Origin of the sequence: Iodobacter sp. (genome assembly GCF_025352645.1) — a bacterium.
Lineage (GTDB): Bacteria > Pseudomonadota > Gammaproteobacteria > Burkholderiales > Chitinibacteraceae > Iodobacter.
The window spans coordinates 1-19,770 of record NZ_JANXSO010000081.1 but is presented as its reverse complement, the minus strand read 5'-3'; the positions used below and the strand labels follow the sequence as shown (position 1 = coordinate 19,770).

The 19,770-nt window shown below is 47.8% G+C and carries 18 protein-coding genes and 1 pseudogene; 12 read left to right on the top strand and 7 right to left on the bottom strand.

The annotated features are described in order from the left end of the window. Positions 1-101: 101 nt before the first annotated feature. Positions 102-719, bottom strand: coding sequence for a LysE family translocator (locus Q0R17_RS09720; RefSeq protein ID WP_293934521.1), 618 nt, complete (start codon positions 717-719; stop codon positions 102-104). 124 nt (positions 720-843) lie between these two features. Here Q0R17_RS09720 and Q0R17_RS09715 point away from each other — a divergent pair, with 124 nt between their 5' ends. Both Q0R17_RS09715 and Q0R17_RS09710 read left to right on the top strand, forming a co-directional pair. Then, a complete protein-coding gene (locus Q0R17_RS09715) occupies positions 844-1,050 on the top strand; it encodes a hypothetical protein (RefSeq protein ID WP_293934520.1) in 207 nt (68 codons plus the stop codon). A gap of 157 nt (positions 1,051-1,207) precedes the next feature. Then, complete coding sequence (locus Q0R17_RS09710; RefSeq protein WP_293934518.1) at positions 1,208-1,648, top strand: hypothetical protein; 441 nt, start codon at positions 1,208-1,210, stop codon at positions 1,646-1,648. Positions 1,649-1,754: 106 nt separating this feature from the next. Here the strand turns inward: Q0R17_RS09710 and Q0R17_RS09705 are convergent, their stop codons facing one another. Both Q0R17_RS09705 and Q0R17_RS09700 read right to left on the bottom strand, forming a co-directional pair. Further along, a complete protein-coding gene (locus Q0R17_RS09705; protein ID WP_293934516.1) occupies positions 1,755-2,189 on the bottom strand; it encodes a hypothetical protein in 435 nt (144 codons plus the stop codon). 132 nt (positions 2,190-2,321) lie between these two features. Next, positions 2,322-3,188: a YicC/YloC family endoribonuclease gene (locus tag Q0R17_RS09700; protein ID WP_293934513.1), complete on the bottom strand. Its 867-nt coding sequence runs from the start codon at positions 3,186-3,188 to the stop codon at positions 2,322-2,324. An 86-nt stretch (positions 3,189-3,274) separates the two neighbouring features. Here Q0R17_RS09700 and Q0R17_RS09695 point away from each other — a divergent pair, with 86 nt between their 5' ends. The 7 genes from Q0R17_RS09695 to Q0R17_RS09665 all read left to right on the top strand — a co-directional run bounded on the left by Q0R17_RS09695 (position 3,275) and on the right by Q0R17_RS09665 (position 11,530). Beyond that, positions 3,275-4,243: a serine/threonine-protein kinase gene (locus Q0R17_RS09695; protein WP_293934511.1), complete on the top strand. Its 969-nt coding sequence runs from the start codon at positions 3,275-3,277 to the stop codon at positions 4,241-4,243. Next, positions 4,240-5,145, top strand: coding sequence for a PP2C family serine/threonine-protein phosphatase (locus tag Q0R17_RS09690; RefSeq protein WP_293934509.1), 906 nt, complete (start codon positions 4,240-4,242; stop codon positions 5,143-5,145). The genes Q0R17_RS09695 and Q0R17_RS09690 overlap by 4 nt, the downstream gene beginning before the upstream one ends. A 3-nt stretch (positions 5,146-5,148) precedes the next feature. After that, entirely contained in the window at positions 5,149-5,832 is a 684-nt protein-coding gene (locus Q0R17_RS09685) for a heparan-alpha-glucosaminide N-acetyltransferase (protein WP_293934507.1), read from the top strand. A gap of 10 nt (positions 5,833-5,842) precedes the next feature. Continuing rightward, positions 5,843-7,075, top strand: a complete 1,233-nt coding sequence (locus tag Q0R17_RS09680; RefSeq protein WP_293934505.1) for a DUF3142 domain-containing protein — start codon at positions 5,843-5,845, stop codon at positions 7,073-7,075. After that, entirely contained in the window at positions 7,062-9,053 is a 1,992-nt protein-coding gene (locus Q0R17_RS09675) for a hypothetical protein (RefSeq protein ID WP_293934502.1), read from the top strand. Before Q0R17_RS09680 ends, Q0R17_RS09675 begins: the two co-directional genes overlap by 14 nt. 208 nt (positions 9,054-9,261) lie before the next feature. After that, entirely contained in the window at positions 9,262-9,978 is a 717-nt protein-coding gene (gene rph, locus Q0R17_RS09670; RefSeq protein WP_293934499.1) for a ribonuclease PH, read from the top strand. A 283-nt stretch (positions 9,979-10,261) separates the two neighbouring features. Beyond that, a complete protein-coding gene (locus Q0R17_RS09665) occupies positions 10,262-11,530 on the top strand; it encodes a nitronate monooxygenase (RefSeq protein ID WP_293934497.1) in 1,269 nt (422 codons plus the stop codon). A gap of 93 nt (positions 11,531-11,623) precedes the next feature. Here the strand turns inward: Q0R17_RS09665 and tgt are convergent, their stop codons facing one another. Together tgt and queA are read right to left on the bottom strand one after the other, a co-directional pair. Then, a complete protein-coding gene (gene tgt / locus Q0R17_RS09660; protein ID WP_293934494.1) occupies positions 11,624-12,739 on the bottom strand; it encodes a tRNA guanosine(34) transglycosylase Tgt in 1,116 nt (371 codons plus the stop codon). Between the two features lie 141 nt (positions 12,740-12,880). Further along, on the bottom strand, positions 12,881-13,909 hold the full coding sequence (queA, locus tag Q0R17_RS09655) for a tRNA preQ1(34) S-adenosylmethionine ribosyltransferase-isomerase QueA (protein WP_293934491.1): 1,029 nt from the start codon (positions 13,907-13,909) through the stop codon (positions 12,881-12,883). A 205-nt stretch (positions 13,910-14,114) separates the two neighbouring features. Here queA and aroQ point away from each other — a divergent pair, with 205 nt between their 5' ends. The 3 genes from aroQ (at position 14,115) to accC (ending at position 16,516) form a co-directional block, all read left to right on the top strand. After that, the gene (gene aroQ, locus Q0R17_RS09650) at positions 14,115-14,570 is read left to right on the top strand and encodes a type II 3-dehydroquinate dehydratase (RefSeq protein WP_293934488.1); all 456 of its coding nucleotides are present in this window, start codon (positions 14,115-14,117) and stop codon (positions 14,568-14,570) included. Positions 14,571-14,615: 45 nt separating this feature from the next. Further along, positions 14,616-15,074, top strand: a complete 459-nt coding sequence (gene accB / locus Q0R17_RS09645; protein WP_293934486.1) for an acetyl-CoA carboxylase biotin carboxyl carrier protein — start codon at positions 14,616-14,618, stop codon at positions 15,072-15,074. 74 nt (positions 15,075-15,148) lie between these two features. Next, a complete protein-coding gene (gene accC / locus Q0R17_RS09640) occupies positions 15,149-16,516 on the top strand; it encodes an acetyl-CoA carboxylase biotin carboxylase subunit (protein WP_293934482.1) in 1,368 nt (455 codons plus the stop codon). Positions 16,517-16,615: 99 nt separating this feature from the next. Here accC and Q0R17_RS09635 read toward each other — a convergent pair whose 3' ends face one another. Continuing rightward, a complete protein-coding gene (locus Q0R17_RS09635) occupies positions 16,616-19,624 on the bottom strand; it encodes a response regulator (protein WP_293934479.1) in 3,009 nt (1,002 codons plus the stop codon). 13 nt (positions 19,625-19,637) lie between these two features. Beyond that, a pseudogene (locus Q0R17_RS09630) lies at positions 19,638-19,770 on the bottom strand (IS1595 family transposase); the annotation flags it as partial.

Genomic DNA, 19,770 nt, shown 5'->3' with positions numbered 1-19,770 from the left:
CCCGCCCTACGATATTTATAATGAGATTGAGCAAGAGAGATAATCAGGAACATTTATCCATCAGGCCACCGCTCAAAAATATGCAATGTGCGATCGCACATTTACAGCATCATCAACCGTGCCGCCAGCCCAGCAAACACCAGCGATAACAGATATTGCGGCCAAGGGGATGGGCGATTGGATCGCAAGGTGCTTAATTTACCCGCAGCAAAAATCACCACACCATTCACCATTAATCCAATCAGGTTTAATACAGTCGCCAGCAGCATGATCTGCACCGCCACCGCCCCTGCTTCAGGTTTTACAAACTGCGGAAACAGGGCCAATACAAACAGCATCATTTTGGGATTAAACAGATTGGTCAGCAGCCCGCGCAGCAAAGCCTGCTTGGCCGATATTTTTGACATAGCGGCATTGGGAGAGAAGGCAGTAGCCTTAGAGCGAAATGTTTTCGATGCTAAATAAAGCAGATAAGCTGCACCGGCAAGGCGCAGTAAATCAAAAGCAAAGGGAAGGCGTAACAAGAGTTGTGACAGGCCCAAAGCTGCCGCCAGTGCGTGGCAGTAAGTGCCCACCATAATGCCCGCTAGTGTGGCAAAGCCCGCCCTTTTGCCTTGGCTAACGCTAGAAGAGGCTATCAGCAACATATCTGGGCCGGGCGTAGCAGTCAGCGCCAGAGCGGCAGCTGAAAAAATAAGCATCGTAGAAAAGCTAAGCATGCAGCCCCTTTTGCCATGTGAATGGCGAAAGGAATAGCAGAGTAAGCGTCAGTAACATGGCTGTCAATAAGCTCAAAGACGATTAATAGACGGATTGCGGCTGCAACAAAATAACCTGTATTTGATGACGCCGATTTTTTACCCACCAGAGCGCTTTCAACTCAAATCGGTGACGCAAGCCATTATTGAAAAGCCAGCGCAGCGCAAAAGCCTGATGCGCCGGATTGAGACATCCGGCCTCATTGATATCAGCGATGAAAAAATGTCATCTGGTGACAGGCTGGCGCAGCTGCATTTACTTAAAAGCCAGTGCAGATCTGGTGAACTTTGAACGAAAATTAAGTTTTCAACTCAATAAAAATAATGCCAAAAGCATTAAAAAACAGATGGTTACACATCGCTACTAAAGCCTTATCGAACTCTTAATCCAGAGGGTAGATACTGAATTTGTCCGCTTCACTACCAACCTAACTTCAGGAACCCAGACCATGAACAAACTGCTCAAAACTATCGCTGCTACCGTATTTGTTGCAACTACCGCTTTCGGTGTAGCAGCAGAATCTGCATCCACTCCGATTAAAGTTGAAACACACGCCACCAAGGTGGCCCCAGCAAAACATTCAAAACACCACGCTTCTGCTGCATCAGCAGTACACAAAGCAGATGTAAAAAAACCAGCATCTGCCGCATCAGCCGTGCAAAAAGCCCAAGCTAAAAAACACGCAGCATCTGCGGCTTCTGCTGTACACAAAGCAGATGTAAAAAAACCAGCATCTGCCGCATCAGCAGTGCAAAAAGCCCAAACTAAAAAACATGCAGCATCTGCGGCTTCTGCTGTGCAAAAAACCCAAGCTAAAAAGCACGCAGCTTCAGCAGCTTCAGTTGTTCAAAAAAAATCAGGTAATGCTTCTGCCTCATCTGTAATTTAAAACAGCCCTGCTCATCACACCGTTGATAACAAAGCCCCTGCTTGGGTAAATCAAGCAGGGGCTTTGTTAATCACTATGCTCTAGCCCTCAAGCTAAAGCACCAGACTTAAGCATTCCTTATCAATGCGCTAAACGCCTGCTCCACATGGGGATCATCACTGTATGCAACATTAAATCGCATAAAGCGAGCAAACCGTTGATGACGGCTAAACAGCGAGCCTGGAGCCAGCAGCAGCCCCTGAACCATTCCCTTCCTTGCCAATATTTCAGCATCCTCACCCTCTGGCAGCTGTGCCCAGATAAACATCCCACCGCTAAAGGGTGCAACACAGCCCAGACGCTCCAGCCACTGCGCTACCCGCCCCCCGGATTCCAGCAGGCGGTCAGCAATACGCTTGCGGTGCTTTTCATAACTGCCTTCTGTCAGCATTCGGCACAGCAGTTGCTCCAGCAGTTCGGATGTACCGCCACCACACATCAATTTTAAATGTCCCAGATCTGCAGCAAGCACATAGCTGACCCGAGTATTTGCACTCAGCACTTTTGAAAAACCCGATACATAACTTACCTGCTATTTATCTGAGTTTTATGACTTAGATCTAAAAAACAACAAAGCCCTGTATTTGCAGGGCTTTGCATATTTAACTAAAGCGCTAAGATGTGGTTCAAAACTTTACTCAATATTTTGAATTTGTTCACGCATCTGTTCTATCAGTACTTTTAATTCAATTGATGCACGGCTGGTTTCGGCGCTGACGGATTTAGAGCCTAGTGTATTGGCTTCGCGATTCAACTCTTGCATAAGGAAATCCAAGCGCTTGCCCACCGAGCCGCCTTTTTCTAAGATGCGACGAATTTCGCTAAAATGGGCATTCAGGCGCGATAGTTCTTCATCAATATCAATTTTTTGCGCAAAAATAACAATTTCTTGGCGCACGCGCTCATCGTCATTGGTGCCCAGTACATCTAGAAAACGCGCCTTCATCCGCGCTTCATAAGCCGCCGCCAATTGCGGGATCAACGGCGTAATCTCATCAACAATGGTTTGCATACCTGCAATGCGTTCTAGCAAATGCGCTTTAAGCTTTTCACCTTCGCGGCCACGGCTGGCGCTAAAATCGAAGAGAGCTTCATCCAGCACTTCTAAGCAGGCTGCGCCTAACGATTCTGGCGCGGCAACTTGGGCGGATAACACGCCTGGCCAACGAAGTAATTCGCCCAGTTGTAATTCTGACGCCTGTGGTGCAATTTTCTTAGCCACGGCAGCAGCAGCTAAAAGCTGTTGTAATAATTCAGTATTAAGTTGTAAAGCGGCTTCGGCACCGACACGGGCATTCCAATTAACACGGCACTCAACTTTGCCACGTGCTAATTTAGCAGCAACGCGCTCGCGCATTCCTCCCTCTAGGGGGCGAAGCTCCTCTGGGGTGCGAAGGGTGAGGTCTAAAAAACGGTGATTCACTGAGCGCAGCTCAATACTTAGTGTGCCACCTGGCAATTCGCGCTGAATGGAGGAAAAACCAGTCATACTTAAAATCATTAGGGTTCCTTTAAAGGGAATAGCTTTACATTCCCTCAAGCTGAAATCAAAATTAACAGATACATCAGTATAACGAAAAGAGTCGGATGGCAACTCCAAGCAATCAACCGCTCGCACGCGGTTATCAACTCCAGAACTACACCATCGCCAAGTTATTGTCGGCGGGTGGCTTTAGTATTGTGTATCTGGCCCATGATGAGAATGATTATCCGGTTGCGATTAAAGAATACTTACCCAATTCTTTAGCGCTCAGAACCGAAGGTGATGTGGTACAAGCACGCAGCGAAGATAGCATTGCTTTATTTCGCCACGGTTTAAAATGCTTTTTTGAAGAGGGCAAAACCTTAGCTCATATTCAACATCCTAACATTATCCGGGTGCGTAATTTTTTCCGTGCCAATGATACGGTTTATATGGTGATGGAATATGAGCGTGGCCGCACATTGCAAAAAGAAATTCAGCTTAAGCATGGCAGAGAAGGGGTAGACGAAGGCTTAATTCGCCATGTTTTTTATCATTTACTCAATGGTTTACGCGAAGTTCATCTAAACAAACTATTACATTTAGATATCAAACCCGCCAATATTTATATTCGCAAAGATGGCTCACCGGTATTGCTTGATTTTGGCTCCGCACGCCAAACTTTAGCCCTAGAGCAAAGCAAGCTCACCCCCATGTACACCCCAGGCTTTGCTGCGCCTGAGCAATATAATAAAAAAGATCCGCACGGCCCTTGGACTGATATTTATGGCATTGGTGCTAGCTTATTTGCCTGTATCGCCGGCACGGCTCCACAACCTGCGGATTTACGCTTGAAAGAAGATAAGGTGATTAAATTGCATGATCGCTATGGGGATCGCTACTCGCCCGAACTCATCGAGCTTATTTCATTATGTTTAAGTTTAGATCCTAGCCTGCGCCCACAAAGTGTGCCACAACTACAAAAGCAGCTATTAGAGCGTGGCTCCGCGCCGCTTAAACGCAGCGGCATTGTGAGCACACTAAGACGCAAATGGGTCGAGTTTTCGAACAAAGGCCAGTTGGAAACAGAATGAAATTCACTGTATATCAAAATAGCCGCCAAGGCGGGCGGCAATATAATCAAGATCGCTTAGGCTATTCTTATAGCCGAGACGCATTGCTATTAGTGGTGGCTGACGGCATGGGTGGCCATTTACATGGCGAAATTGCGGCGCAAATTGCCGTTGAGCTACTCACTGATCAATTTCAGAAAAAAGCACAACCCTACCTCAGAAAACCAACGCAATTTCTGCATGATGCTTTACTGCAATGCCATAGTGCGATTTCTCATTATGCAAGCAATCATCAGCTACTTGAAATCCCACGCACTACCGTGGTCTGCTGTGTAATACAAGACGGTGTTTTGCATTGGGCTCACGTTGGGGATTCACGCCTATATGTGCTGCGTAAAGGCGAAATTTTACTGCAAACCAAAGACCATTCTAAGGTGCAGCAATTGGTTAATGATGGCAAAATCACCGCCGAAGAAGCCTTAATTCACCCAGAAAGAAATAAAATTTATAATTGTCTGGGCGGAACCCTCAAGCCAGATATCGATCTAGGCAGCAAGATTCTCTTAATTGACAACGATACCCTGCTGTTATGCACCGATGGGCTGTGGGGCTCTGTGGATGAAAGCGATTTAATTCACTTTTTATCCTCATTTCCTGTTTTATTCTCTATACCCCAGCTTATGGATAGAGCCGAATTACGCGCGGGTAAGTTCTCCGATAATATCAGTGCGCTCGGCATTAATTGGCACGATGCGGATGAAAACGTTTTCTCCGAAAACACCTTCGTTTCCACTCAAAAACTAGACCCCAACACCATTACTACGCATATAGACCCTTTAAGCAGCAGCGCCAATATCACCGACGATGATATCGAAGCCGCTATTGCTGAGATTCAGGCAGCCATCCAAAAGTACTCTAAATAAGTAATGTCATTAGTCCTTAGGCCCCGTAAACCTCTTCCTGATCTACTTCGAGGCATTGCCGTTGTCTTAATGGTGTTGTTTCATTTTTCTTTTGATCTGGCCTATTTCGGCGTTTGGTCAGTGCAAACCAATATTGATCCAGAGTGGGTGGCGCTCCGCACCTTGATCGTCAGCCTATTTGCTGCAGTAGCGGGTCTTTGCGCTAGAGCGCAACCAAGCTGGCAACGTCAGTTAAGATTACTGGCCTGTGCTGGAGCCGCCACGTTGGGCAGCTGGTTTATTTTCCCCAATGCCATTATCTGGTTTGGCGTGCTGCACTTCTTTTTTGTGGCAGGCTTAATCGCCCCGCTGTTTAGGAATAAACCCCGCCTCTGCTTAATCCTAGGATTGCTACTGATTTTGCTAGGTGTGCTGCTACAAGCCACGCTATTTGATCAGCCCGCACTGGCTTGGCTGGGCATGATGACTTACAAACCTAGAACTGAAGATTACGTGCCAATGCTGCCTTGGTTTGGCGTGGTACTGCTTGGCATCGCCGCCCAAACCATGCTGCCAGCTCAATGGCTAGCCCAAGGCGGCCAGCGCCAACTCGCCCCACTACGCTGGCTAGGCAAGCACAGCCTCATTATCTACCTAATACACCAGCCCATCTTATTTGGCGTGCTGGGCTTGCTGTTAAAAAAATAAGTGCTCTACCATGACGCGATTAAAGTTAATGCTAAGTGGCACAGCACTAGTTGCCACACTGGCCCTTAGTGGTTTTTTAGTGGCAAACCATCGCCCCAACACTGCTTGGGATCAGCAAGCCTATATCTGGCAAAGAGTCTGGACAAAGGAGCACGCCAGTGCCTTGCTGCAAAGTCGCCATCTATTCTCGGCTTTGCGTGTGCTGGCCTTGCAGCACCATCCACAAACTGGCTGGCCCAACTTAAGTATTGACTATGACGAACTCAAAAAAGATGGCCGCCCACTCTGGCTGGTTGTGCGTTTAGACGAGCAATTAAACCCCGCTGACCGCCCCGCTATTTATCAGCATATCTTTGCCCTTACCCAAAGCTGGCAGGCTCGCGGCTTAAATCTGCTCGGGGTAGAGATCGACCACGATGCGGCAAGCGCTCGCCTGCCGGAGTACTTGCAGTTTTTGCAAGGGCTTAAACAAGGACTACCGCCAGCGCTACAATTGAGCATTACCGCTCTGCCTACTTGGATTAGCTCGCCTATTTTTCCCAAAATATTGCAGCTGACTGACCAATCCGTATTACAAGTACATGCCGTGCTTTCACCAGAGCAGGGGCTATTTGATGCCAAGCTGGCACTCGGCTGGATCAAACGCTATAGCCAATTAAGCGATCGGCCATTTCGCGCCGCCCTACCCGCTTACGGCATGGGATTAACGGGTGGGGGGAGTAAAGACTGGCAGGTCGAAAGTGAATCCCCACTGCGCATGACAAATAACAAGCAAGAACTGACTGTTGCCCCGCAGCAACTGGCCCAATTTATTCAACAGTTGCAAACGCAACGATTGCCAAGTTTGCAAGGCTTAATCTGGTTTCGGCTACCTTTGGCAAGTGATCAACGCGCATGGTCGCTAAGCACGCTCAGCGCCGTTATTTTGCAGCAGCCACTCACCCCAAACTGGCAGGTCAAAATCCACAGCCTGCCCGCTAAACTAAACGAAACCAAGCAACTACATGATATTGTTTTGCACAATGCCGGCCCAGCTGATGCCCCCTTACCTAGGCAAATCAGCATCGTCGCCAGCGACTGCCTAGCCGCAGACGCCATCGGCAATTACCAGCTGGCAAGCGATCGGTCTCAACAACACTTTAAGCTGATTAAACCTGATCAGCTGCGTAGCGGGCAGTCTCGCCCCATAGGCTGGCTGCGCTGCTCATCTCTGCAAGAGGATAAAACACTTGTCAGCCCTTAAAGCCCTTCGCCAGCGCAATCCGCATCCGCTTATTATTCTGTCACTTAGCACGCTGCTGTTTTCGCTGGCGGTCGATGCATGCGGGCCAGATTTTCCCAACCGCTTACTGATGAATAGAACCGCCACCCTCTTAGCCCTGCCCGAGGGTAACTATGCATGGGAGGCCTCGCGCCTGACGCCGAAAGATCCGCAATTGCCAACTTGGAAAGCCGCAGCACCAGCCAGTTTTCCGCCAATAGCACAAATACAAGCCATGCGCGCCGCACCCAATATCGATGCCGCATGGAAAGCAGGAGCAGGCCTGCCCATGGCTGCCCGCCTTTACACCAAGGCGGCCCTCGCCTTTTCACTGCATGACCCTCAAGCTGCAGATTACTTCAGACAAGTACTGGCCCTGCCAAAGAGTGAACAGGCCGAATGGCATTTGAAAGCACTGTATTCCTTAGGCAGAACATTAATTGGTGATGGTGCAAAAGATCCCAATAACCGTGAAACCACTCCGCCCATACCGCTTTCTAAAGCAGAGAGCGAGCAGGCGATTAAGGTTTTTCAACAGCTGATCGATGCCGTTAAAAATGGCGCAGCAGACCCTGACTTGCTCTCTCTAAGCAGCCTTGGGCAACAAGCGCGTATTTATTTTAGGCAAAAAAACATCCCACTCGCGGCGCAGCATTACGCCCGCCAAGCGGCTCAAGGCGACCCAGAAGGCATCGCTTCCCTGACGTTTATCTCTGGCTATCTAATTAAAGCTGAAAATAATGAGCCATTGCGCAGCAGCATCAAAGACCCGCTGGTCCAGCAATTAATCACCATTGAGCTACTCAGCCGCAGCGGCAATCTGGATTGGCAGCTCAACGATGAGAGCGGTGAAAAAACCAAACAATTTATAGATCCAATTTTAAGCCTGCTCAGCCAGGCCAATAAGCAACAGGACAACGACAAGCTGGCAGCGCTAGCCTATCGCTCCGGCAAATACACCATGGCCGAAGCCCTAATAAAAAACAGCAGGGATAGTGGGCTGGCTTGGTGGCTACGGGCAAAAATAGCACTGCGCCAAGGCGGTATCCCCGCAGCCACCGCTGCCTACGCCAAAGCCGCTGCGCAGTTTCCCAGTGAAAGTAGCCCCAGCTATACAGACGCCCCCACCACTCGCATCGCCGCCGAACAAGCGCTGCTGGCGTTGCACCGTGATGACTATTTGCAAGCGATGGATTTACTCTATCGCTCTGGCCGATACTGGATGGACGTAGCGGATGTGGCTGAGCGCGTGCTCACCGCTGACGAATTAAAAAGCTTTGTAGATCAGCATACTCAGGCTGCTGCCCCGCTACTCAGGCCCGTAATCGAAGGCAACGATAGCTATCTGCAACGCCAGACACCATCAGTCAAGCTAAGAGAGCTACTCGCACGCCGACTAATGCGGCTTGGCCGCTACTCAGAAGCACAAAGCTACTTTGAGGCGCCTAATTATCGGGAATGGGCCCAACAGTTTGCTCAACAGCGCCAGATTGCCGATGATCCCAAGGTAGATAAGCCTAAGCGTGCCCAAGCCTATTTTCGGGCCGCTACTCTGCTGCGCGCGCAAGGAATGGAATTTAGCAGCTATGAAATGACGCCAGATTACGGTGGCACCAGTCTACTGGAGGATGCCTTTAAGCCCATGGAGCAAAACACCCGCTGGATCAGTAAGTTGGAAGCCAGCCGAGCTCAACAATCACTGCCCGAATCTGACCAGCATTTTCTGCATTACCGCTGGAAAGCTAGCGCACTTGCAGTATTAGCCGCTGATCTATTGCCCCCCAAAAGCCAAGCCTATGCTGCCGTACTCTGCAAGGGAGCCAGCTGGGTTATTCAAAAGGATAGTAAAGCGGGCAGCCAGCTTTATCTGCGCTACATAAAAACTGGCAAGCAGTTTGACTGGGCGCCAAAATTTGGCTATCAGTGTCCTGACCCAGACTTTACTGCCCTTAAATCATAAATAATACGAGCAATTATGGCGCTGGCTTACACCCAATTACAAGAAAGCTCTGCCAGCCACCCAGCACCGGATCAGAGCCCTGCAACATATTAGTCATATAGCGCCTGTACTGTGTAAATGTGACTTATTGCAGGGCGTAAAATTGCAAAGCGATGGTAAGGCACAACATCGGTATAATCCGCCCAACTAAAATATAAAGAGACCCGCCATGCGCCCTTCCGCACGCCGTAACGACGAACTTCGCCAAGTACGCATTACTCGCCAATACACGCGTCATGCCGAAGGCTCGGTATTGATTGAATTTGGCGATACCAAAGTGCTATGCACCGCTTCGGTAGAAGAAAACGTACCGCCCTTTTTAAAAGGCAAGGGCAAGGGCTGGGTAACGGCCGAATACGGCATGCTGCCACGCTCCACCAACACCCGTATGCGTCGTGAAGCGGCACAAGGTAAGCAAAGTGGCCGCACCCAAGAAATTCAACGTCTCATTGGCCGCTCATTACGTGCCGTAGTCGATATGGCCGCTTTGGGCGAGCGCCAAATTGTTATTGATTGCGATGTAATCCAAGCTGATGGTGGCACACGTACTGCAAGTATTACCGGTGCTTTTGTGGCCATGACCGATGCCATCAATGGCTTGATTGCCGCTGGAAAACTAGAAAAATCGCCGATTCGCGAGCATGTTGCAGCCATTTCAGTAGGGATTTACCAAGGCGAAGCGGTGCTAGATTTGGATTATCCTGAAGATTCAGACTGTGAAACAGATATGAATGTGGTGATGACCAGCAGCGGAAAATTCGTAGAAGTACAAGGAACCGCCGAAGGGGTAGCATTTTCACGCCTAGAAATGAATGCATTATTAGACTTAGCGGAACAAGGGATTAAAGATTTGATCGCCATGCAACAAAGCGCGCTAGCCAGCTGATTTAGATGATAAATTACTCTGCTTAACGATAGATAATTCTCTACAAACCACCGCAGACTGGGGATTAAAAACGCAGAAAAAAGCGTTTGCGCAACAATTACCTAAATTCAAATGCTCATTTTAATTTGAATTTACCCGCAAAATCTCCACCCTCGTGGTGTTAACGCGATAAAAATATGCGGTGCCTAGGCTCTGCTCAAGCTGAACTTCAGTAATATGAAATCAACTTGAGCAGTACTAGAAGGTTTAGCCCCTTTTTGATTACTTGGTTAAAGTACAAACGATGAAACGTGTAGATGACTTCCGCCTTCGCTTCGGCAAAAAAGAATTAGTGCCGATCATGATTGGCGGCATGGGTGTTGATATTTCCACCGCCGATCTGGCGCTTGAAGCGGCTCGTTTAGGTGGCGTAGGCCATATCTCGGATGCAATGATCAACACAGTGACGGATCGTCGCTACAAAACCAAGCAAGTTAAAGAAAAGCTCCAACAATACAAACACAATGTAGCTAACTCGGATAAATCCGAAGTTCAGTTTGATTTAGGCCGCCTAGAAGAAGCCACCAAGCTGCATGTCAGTAAAACCATGGAAGCCAAACGTGGCGATGGCATGGTTTTTATCAACTGCATGGAAAAACTCACCATGAACGCCCCGAAAGAAACACTTCGGGTCCGTTTAAATGCCGCTTTAGATGCTGGTATTGATGGGATTACACTGGCTGCTGGCTTACACCTAGGCTCTATGGGGCTGATCGAAGATCACCCACGCTTTCGTGATGCTAAGCTAGGCATCATTGTTTCATCGGTACGTGCCTTACAGTTATTCCTGCGTAAAAACGCCAAGCTGAATCGCCTACCCGATTATGTGGTGGTAGAAGGCCCGTTGGCAGGGGGTCATTTAGGCTTTGGTATGGACTGGGCACAATATGACCTAGCCACCATCGTGGCCGAAATTCACCAGTTTATGCTGGACGAGCATTTAGATATCCCCGTTATCCCTGCTGGCGGCATTTTTACTGGCACTGACGCGGTTGCCTACCTAGAGGCAGGCGCTGCAGCAGTACAGGTGGCAACGCGCTTTACTGTGTCGGAAGAATGCGGCTTACCTGCTAATGTGCAGCAAGAGTATTTCAAGACCAGCGAAGATAATATTGAAGTAAACCAGATTTCCCCAACTGGCTACCCGATGCGCATGCTAAAAAACAGCCCATCGATTGGCGCGGGTATTCGCCCTAACTGCGAAGCTTATGGCTACCTGCTGGACGCCAAAGGCAACTGCAGCTATATCGAAGCCTACAACCGCGTAATCGCCATTGAGCCAGACGCTAAACGTATCAAAGTGATGGATAAAACCTGTCTATGCACGCATATGCGCAACTTTGACTGCTGGACCTGTGGCCACTACACCTATCGCTTGAAAGACACCAGCCACAAGCTGGAAAACGGCAACTATCAAACTTTAAGTGCTGAGCATATTTTCAATGATTACCAATACAGCACCGACAACAAAATTGCCCTGCCAGTTAAACTAGAGCTAGAACTAGCCAAGTAGGGGCACGGCATGCCCTGCCCAGCGAGGCATGCCCAGCAAAGCTTGAATAAAAAAAAACGGCACAATCTGTGCCGTTTTTTATGACGCCCCGCTTCAATCCACCCCGCGCGCCCTATCCACGTGAAACTGAGCCACGTGCTCAGTAAAGCGGTCTTCTTCAATCGCAGTACGCATTTCTGCCATCACCACCTGATAGTAATGCAGGTTGTGGATAGTATTAAGCTGCGCGGCCAAAATCTCACCAGTGCGGAACAAATGATGCAGATAGCCACGGCTAAAGTTTTTGCAAGTGTAGCAGGTGCAAGTTGCATCTAAAGGACGGGTATCGAGCTTGTGTTTGGCATTTTTGATTTTTACATCGCCAAAGCGCGTAAATAACATGCCATTCCTTGCGTTGCGAGTGGGCATCACGCAATCGAACATATCAATGCCCTGACTTACCCCATACACGAGGTCTTCAGGCGTGCCTACGCCCATTAAATAGCGTGGCTTGTTAACCGGCAGTTTGGGCGCGGTATGCGCCAAAATACGTGCCATATCTTCTTTAGGCTCGCCCACCGACAAACCACCAATGGCCATGCCATCAAAGCCGATATCGACCAGACCAGCAATCGACTCATCACGCAAGTCTTCATACATGCCGCCCTGCACAATGCCGAACAGCGCATTTGGGTTTTGCTGTGCATCAAATTCAGCACGGGAGCGCTTAGCCCAGCGGTAAGACATGCGCATCGAATCCCCAGCTTCTTGGCGGGTAGCAGGGTAAGGTGTGCATTCATCAAAAATCATTACGATGTCAGAATTGAGCACCGTTTGGATTTTCATCGATTCTTCGGGCGTTAAAAATAATTTATCGCCATTCACTGGGCTTTGAAACGTGACGCCTTCTTCAGTGATTTTTCGCATCGCGCCCAAGCTAAATACTTGGAAACCACCCGAGTCGGTCAGAATCGGCTTATCCCAGCCCATAAATTGGTGCAGACCGCCAAATTGCTCCACCACTTCTAAACCTGGACGTAACCACAGGTGAAAGGTATTACCTAGGCAAATCTGTGCGCCAATTTCTTTTAAATCACGCGGCGTCATGGCTTTTACCGTGCCATAAGTGCCTACCGGCATAAACACCGGCGTTTCCACCACACCGTGATTTAAGGTCATGGTGCCGCGACGAGCGCCGCTACTGGTGGCTTTTAATTCAAATTTCAACATTTTTTTTCCTAAACGCCGCCGGAAACACAGTCCGGCACGGGCCGCAAGATTACCGCCAAGCCACGGCCAAAGCAACGCGCTTACCCTATAAAAAATACCGGCATCGCACACCCTTCATCGGCTCAGACATGAGTACCCCACTTATGAGGTGGCTTTGGGCTCCAGCAGCATCGCATCGCCATAGCTAAAGAATCGATACTCATGTTCTACCGCGTGCTGATAAGCAGCTTGCATTGTCTCAAAGCCTACAAACGCAGCGACTAACATGAGAAGCGTTGATTTTGGCAAATGGAAATTGGTAATCAGCCGATCCACCACTTTGAATTGATAGCCTGGCGTAATAAAGATGTTTGTGTCGCCAATAGGCTCAGCTAAAAATCCATTCTGTGACGCGGCCTCAAGCGCGCGCAAGCTGGTTGTACCCACTGCAATCACTCGCCCCCCAGCGGACTTTGTCGCTTCAATTAAGGCGACGGTAGTCTCAGGAATTGAATACCGCTCAAAATGCATAACGTGCTCACTCACGTCATCGACCCGTATCGGTTGAAATGTCCCCGCGCCAACATGTAGCGTGAGATAGCCCGTTTTAACCCCCATCGCGTGTAACTCAGCAAGCAGCTCCGGCGTAAAGTGCAAGCCTGCGGTCGGGGCGGCTACCGCACCTGGATCTCTGGCATAAATGGTTTGATAGCGCTTCGCGTCTTCTTCATCGGGGGTATGGGTGATATAAGGGGGCAGCGGCAGCTGGCCAGCTTGCTCCAAGATATCTAAAACGCTCTCATCCCCATCAAAACGTAATTTAAATAGATCATCTTTGCGCTCGATCATAGTGGCGGGCCAACGATCTGCAAAAATCAACTTCGCGCCAGGTTTAGGCGCCTTGGATGAGCGAATATGTGCCAGTGCTGTATGCTCATCCAAAACACGTTCAATCAAGGCTTCAATTGCACCTCCTGAGTCTTTTTTACCAAAGACCCGTGCCTTGATAACCTTGGTGTCATTGAAAATAAGCACATCCCCAGCACGTAAAAACTGCGGTAGCTGGCGAAAGTGTGAATCTTGCCGCGTTAAGCCATCAATATGTAAGAGGCGGCTTGCTCCACGGACTTCTGGTGGGAACTGGGCAATCAAGGATTCAGGCAAATGGTAATCAAAGTCAGCAACTTGCATGCAAAACAGCCTTTTTTATAAATGTAACAAAACTACAAAAAATGTATCCACTTGTACGATAAAACCCACACTCAGCTTGGCTTGGGACGCTTTCAAACAAGTGTTTTAGAACGTATTTTCACCGAAATTGCCCACTTTTTCTGGACAAATTCGCACATACTGCGGCAAACTTCGCCCAATGATAGGCAACAACAGTGAACAGCGGATGCAAAACACACGCAGTATCCTCGTACTACATGGCCCAAATTTGAACCTGCTTGGCTCAAGAGAGCCACAGCATTATGGGGCGGATACACTCGCCACCATCAATACTAAGCTAGTTGAACTGGGACAGCTGCGCGCTGCGTGCGTTGACACGTTTCAATCGAACCGCGAATACGAGCTGATTGATCGCATCCATGCCGCCCATTTGGACGGCACAGATTTTATCATCATTAACCCCGCCGCGTTTACGCATACCAGCGTTGCCATCCGTGACGCGCTGGCTGGGATAAAAATTCCTTTTGTTGAAGTCCACCTATCCAATGTTCATGCTCGTGAATCGTTCCGGCATCACTCTTATTTTTCCGACCTTGCGGTTGGCGTTATTTGCGGTCTAGGCGCGTATGGTTATGAATGCGCACTGGAATTCGCACTCCGTTTTACTCCCCAAGCCAGCTGATTTAAATCAACGCTGATAAATTCTCAATATAGAGAGGAGACCCCTATGGATTTGCGCAAACTTAAGAAACTGATTGATCTAGTCGAAGAATCTGGCATTGCCGAGCTCGAAGTGACCGAAGGCGAAGAACGCGTTCGTATCACCCGTGTCAATCAGAACATCCCTGCCTATGCGCAAGCAATGCAGTACCAGTTGCCACCTGCCGCGCCTGCCGCTGCCACAGCACCTGTTGCAGTAGCCGTAGCTGCCGAAGTTGAAGCGCAACCTGAAGGCTTTGTGGCTAAATCACCGATGGTGGGTACTTTCTACCGCGCCTCATCGCCCGAAGCAAAAAACTTTGTAGAAATCGGCCAGCAAGTTAATGTGGGCGATACACTGTGCATTATTGAAGCCATGAAACTGCTCAATGAGATCGAAGCCGATAAGGCTGGCGTGATCAAGGCCATCTTGGTCGAGAACGGCCGCCCTGTTGAATATGGCGAGCCACTGTTTATTATTGGCTGATAATTCATTGCCGGTGAGCACTAAGCGGTGAGGCCCTTGCCCCGCTTAACTCCTCACTCCTCACGGAGTAAACCATGTTTGAAAAAATTCTGATTGCCAATCGCGGTGAGATTGCGCTGCGCATTTTGCGCGCCTGCCGTGAAATGGGTATCAAAACCGTAGTCGTTCATTCCGAAGCTGACCGCGAAGCAAAATACGTTAAATTAGCCGACGAATCCGTCTGCATCGGCCCAGCTTCGTCCACGCTCAGCTATCTGAACGTACCAGCTCTGATTGCCGCAGCGGAAGTCACTGAAGCACAAGCTATTCACCCAGGCTACGGTTTTTTAAGTGAAAACGCTGACTTTGCCCAGCGTGTAGAAGAATCCGGCTTTGCCTTTATCGGGCCACGCCCAGAGTCTATCCGCCTGATGGGTGATAAAGTCTCTGCCAAAGACGCCATGAAAGAAGCTGGCGTACCTTGCGTACCTGGCTCTGATGGTGCCCTACCAGATGATCCTGTTGAATTAATGAAAATTGGTAAGGCCGTTGGCTATCCAGTAATTATTAAAGCAGCAGGCGGCGGCGGCGGCCGTGGTATGCGCGTGGTAAATAACGAAGATGAGTTGATTGCTGCCGTTGAGCTGACTAAATCAGAAGCAGAGAAATTCTTTGGTAATGCCATGGTTTACATGGAAAAATACCTGCAAAACCCACGCCATATCGAAATCCAAATTCTGGCCGACCAACACGGTAATGCTATTTACCTAGGCGAGCGCGATTGCTCTATGCAGCGCCGCCACCAAAAAGTGATTGAAGAAGCACCGGCACCGGGCATTACCGATGCACAGCGTAAAAAAATTGGCGAAACCTGCACTGCAGCGTGTCGCAAAATTAATTACCGTGGTGCAGGCACATTCGAGTTCTTATTTGAAAACGGCGAATTCTATTTCATTGAAATGAATACCCGTGTTCAAGTTGAGCATCCGGTTACCGAAATGATTACCGGCATTGATATTGTGCAAGAGCAAATTCGTGTGGCGGCTAATTTACCACTGCGCTATACGCAAAAAGACGTAAAACTCAAAGGCCATGCCATTGAGTGCCGGATTAATGCAGAAGACCCGCTCAAGTTTATTCCTAGCCCAGGTAAAATCACCACCTACCATACCCCTGGTGGCCCTGGTGTGCGCGTGGATTCTCACGTTTATCAAGGCTATACCGTGCCATCGCATTACGATTCGATGATAGGCAAAATCATTACCTACGGTGATGATCGCGCCCAAGCCATGGCCAGAATGCGCATTGCGCTATCAGAAATGGTAGTACAGGGAATTAACACCAATATCCCTTTGCACCAGCAATTGCTTTTGGATGAGGCCTTTATTAAAGGCAGCACCAGCATTCATTATCTGGAGCACAGAATGCCGGAAATCAGAAAACAGCTCGAAGGGAAAATCTAAGCCTTTCAAACAAAAAGCACCGTACAAAATACGGTGCTTTTTTTATAAGTAACAAACATGAATTCAAGGGCAAGCCACGTTAGCTACCATCAATTTACATTAACTCAAAGTGCTATTTTCTACCCTCTGCACTGCAGCACAAAAGCTTTGCATGGCGTGATCTAATTGATTAAGCACCATTAAAAATTCATCCCCCACCTCACCCCGCTTTAGTAAAGCCTCAGCTAAAGTTGCAAATTGTGTGGCATCATTCACCGAAAGATTAGCAGCAGCGCCTTTCAATGAATGTGCCGTTCTACACGCTGTTTCCATATCATTTTGCACTAAAGCAGCGCGAATTCGCTCCACGTTATCGTGCTCGGTGCTGGCTAATTGCTGAATAATCAACCAATATATCTCTGCATTATTGCCTAGCCTAGCCAAGCCATCTTCAATATCTAAACCCGCTACGCCCGCAAGTAATCGTAGTTTTCCTAAATCAGTACTTGGCGATTTTACGGCGGTGTTGTTTTTAACCGCATATTCAAGCATCTCATGCTTTTCACTATCTGCCAAAATAATGGCTGGCTCACCAATATAAACTCGGCGGCTACCATCTGCATTTAAGCGATGCTGATGCCAATATTGTAAACGCTCAAATAACAGTGCTGGATCAATAGGCTTGGTAATATGTTCGTTCATCCCTTCTGCCAAACAACGCGCCCTTTCTTCATTAATTGCATGGGCTGTCATGGCAATAATTGGCAAACTATTAAATGCTTTATCACTACGAATTACGGCAGTGGCTTCATGGCCATCCATTTGTGGCATTTGTAAATCCATTAATACGCACTGATAATATTTAGGGCCATATTCAAATATTTTTTTAATGGCTTCATGCCCATTATTCGCCAAATCCACGCTAATTTTTGCAGAGCGCATTAATTCAAGGGCTATTTGCTGATTCACTAAATTATCTTCAACCAATAAAACCCGCATTCCTTTTAGATCAGGTACAGCATCTGTACGGGTAAATGAAGCTACATCTCGTAATAGCTCAGGCGCAAAAATAGTGAGCAAGGTATCGACCACCATAGATTGATTAATCGGTTTAAATAAAAATCCATCCACTAATGTTGATTCAGCTTCCACTCGAACATCTTCACGAGTATAAGCCGTTACCAAAACTACAGAAGGAATTTGATTTAATCGTTTATCCATGCTGATCCGGCGAGCAAGCTCTAAACCATTCATTTCTGGCATTTTCCAATCAGTAAATACCACGCTGTAAGCCTGCTCAATTGCATCAGCACGATGTAAATTAACCAAAGCATCCTCACCAGAGGCCACCACATCTACAGAAAAGGTTAAGCTTTGTAAGGATTCCTGCAAAATTTCACGTGCCACGGCATTATCATCCACCACCAAAATTCGCATGCCATGCAAATGATTAGGTAAGCGAGTTGAGCTATGAATTTGCGTCGCTTCCCGCTCAAAAGTACAGCTAAAGGTAAATACAGAGCCACGGTTAGGTACACTCTCTACCCCAATACTCCCGCCCATCAACTCAACCAAGCGCTTAGATATCGACAAGCCTAAGCCAGTACCACCAAATTTTCTGGTAGTACTACTGTCAGCTTGGCTAAAGGGTAAAAACAGTTTTTTACATTGATCACTTGTCATCCCCACACCAGTATCCCGCACCGAAAATCTTAGGGTTACCGTTTTAATATCACTGCTCAACAAAGCACATGTAACATGCACCTCGCCTTCTTCGGTAAATTTAATGGCATTACTCACCATATTAATCAATACCTGCCCTAGTCTTAGGGGATCTCCCACCAAATAACGGGGCACATCAGGATGCACTTGAAACAGATATTCAATTTGTTTATCTTCTGCCTTCCCTGAAGTCAGCGTCGCAATATTAGCCAATACCTGATCAAGATTAAAATCAATTTTTTCTATTGTGAGTTTACCTTCCTCAATTTTAGAAAAATCCAAAATATCATTAATAATTCCTAATAATGATTGCCCTGCATAATGAATTTTTTGTAGATAATCGCGCTGCCTATCATTTAAATCTGTTTTAAGTGCTAAATGGGCCATACCAATCACGGCATTCATTGGCGTTCTGATTTCATGGCTCATATTGGCTAAAAAAGCACTTTTAGCCTGCGTGGCTGCTTCTGCGCTTTGTTGGGCCATTTTTAACTCAGTAATATCAATTGAAATTCCACCCAATGCGTACACGCTGCCATCGATATCACGAATAGGAAATTTATGCGTGAGAAAAGTATGCAATCCATCGCTAAGTTGAATCTCTTCTTCAACTCGTACTGGGCGATTTTCTTCAATCACCAAGCGATCTTGCACCAAAAAGCGTTTAGCAACATCTGGCCCACTAACTTCTTCATCATTCATTCCGACTAATGATTGCCCAGAGCGATTATAAAGCTCCGCCAAACGCAAATTGTGGCGTAAATATCGCCCATTTAAATCTTTTAAAAACACCAAGGCAGGGGAGTATTCTAGAATTGATTCCAGCATATTCCGATTGCGCTCCAGCTCATCTGTACGCTTAGCCACCAAGGACTCTAAGCCTTGATAGGTTTGGGCATTTTCAATCGAAATAGCTGCCTGCGCCGACAGCCATTCCAATACCTGTCTGCGCTGCATAGAAAAGGTATTGCTAATCGTGCTGTGCTCTAAATAAAGTACCCGCCGCACCGAGCTACTCCTCCCCAACGCACGGCAAAGAATAGAAGCTGGGCGCTGCTGAATAAAGTATGCGTCGCCACGAAACTCAGCAAATTGTGTCAGCTCATTGAGCAACGTTATTTGCCCAGTATTAAATACAAATCGCAATAAACTTTCTGGCAAAACGGCCTGTTCAAAATTTAAAATGGCCTCAATATGCAATTGATCGCCATCTCTAACCACAATTGCACCGCGCTCTGCCCCCGCTGCTTCAACAATAATTTTTAATAAACGCCCTAGTAATGGCTGCAAGCCTACTTCGCTAGAAATAGCCTGCACCGCACGTAAAATAGCCAAGGTGTCCAAGCTATCCAAAGCATGTAATGCATCAATATCGCTTTGGCTTTCATCTAATTCATGCCGTGGCAAAACTTTTACCTGATTATGTCTCTTGCTCAGTTAATCGCCCTCGCGGGCAAGGCTTAGCAATGAGTAAGGCATGCAGCATGCGGGGAATAAGGGCGCATAAATCAAAACGCCTATTAAATCGGTACTGCATTTCCGCCAAATAGCGG

Bases quoted from the DNA above. Each gene is read 5' to 3' on its own strand.
- aroQ (WP_293934488.1), top strand. From the start codon at position 14,115: ATGCAAAACACACGCAGTATCCTCGTACTACATGGCCCAAATTTGAAC.
- Q0R17_RS09710 (WP_293934518.1), top strand. From the start codon at position 1,208: ATGAACAAACTGCTCAAAACTATCGCTGCTACCGTATTTGTTGCAACT.
- accC (WP_293934482.1), top strand. From the start codon at position 15,149: ATGTTTGAAAAAATTCTGATTGCCAATCGCGGTGAGATTGCGCTGCGC.
- Q0R17_RS09715 (WP_293934520.1), top strand. From the start codon at position 844: ATGACGCCGATTTTTTACCCACCAGAGCGCTTTCAACTCAAATCGGTG.
- Q0R17_RS09690 (WP_293934509.1), top strand. From the start codon at position 4,240: ATGAAATTCACTGTATATCAAAATAGCCGCCAAGGCGGGCGGCAATAT.
- Q0R17_RS09680 (WP_293934505.1), top strand. From the start codon at position 5,843: ATGACGCGATTAAAGTTAATGCTAAGTGGCACAGCACTAGTTGCCACA.
- Q0R17_RS09720 (WP_293934521.1), bottom strand. From the start codon at position 719: ATGCTTAGCTTTTCTACGATGCTTATTTTTTCAGCTGCCGCTCTGGCG.
- tgt (WP_293934494.1), bottom strand. From the start codon at position 12,739: ATGTTGAAATTTGAATTAAAAGCCACCAGTAGCGGCGCTCGTCGCGGC.
- Q0R17_RS09695 (WP_293934511.1), top strand. From the start codon at position 3,275: ATGGCAACTCCAAGCAATCAACCGCTCGCACGCGGTTATCAACTCCAG.
- queA (WP_293934491.1), bottom strand. From the start codon at position 13,909: ATGCAAGTTGCTGACTTTGATTACCATTTGCCTGAATCCTTGATTGCC.
- Q0R17_RS09665 (WP_293934497.1), top strand. From the start codon at position 10,262: ATGAAACGTGTAGATGACTTCCGCCTTCGCTTCGGCAAAAAAGAATTA.
- accB (WP_293934486.1), top strand. From the start codon at position 14,616: ATGGATTTGCGCAAACTTAAGAAACTGATTGATCTAGTCGAAGAATCT.
- Q0R17_RS09700 (WP_293934513.1), bottom strand. From the start codon at position 3,188: ATGATTTTAAGTATGACTGGTTTTTCCTCCATTCAGCGCGAATTGCCA.
- rph (WP_293934499.1), top strand. From the start codon at position 9,262: ATGCGCCCTTCCGCACGCCGTAACGACGAACTTCGCCAAGTACGCATT.
- Q0R17_RS09685 (WP_293934507.1), top strand. From the start codon at position 5,149: ATGTCATTAGTCCTTAGGCCCCGTAAACCTCTTCCTGATCTACTTCGA.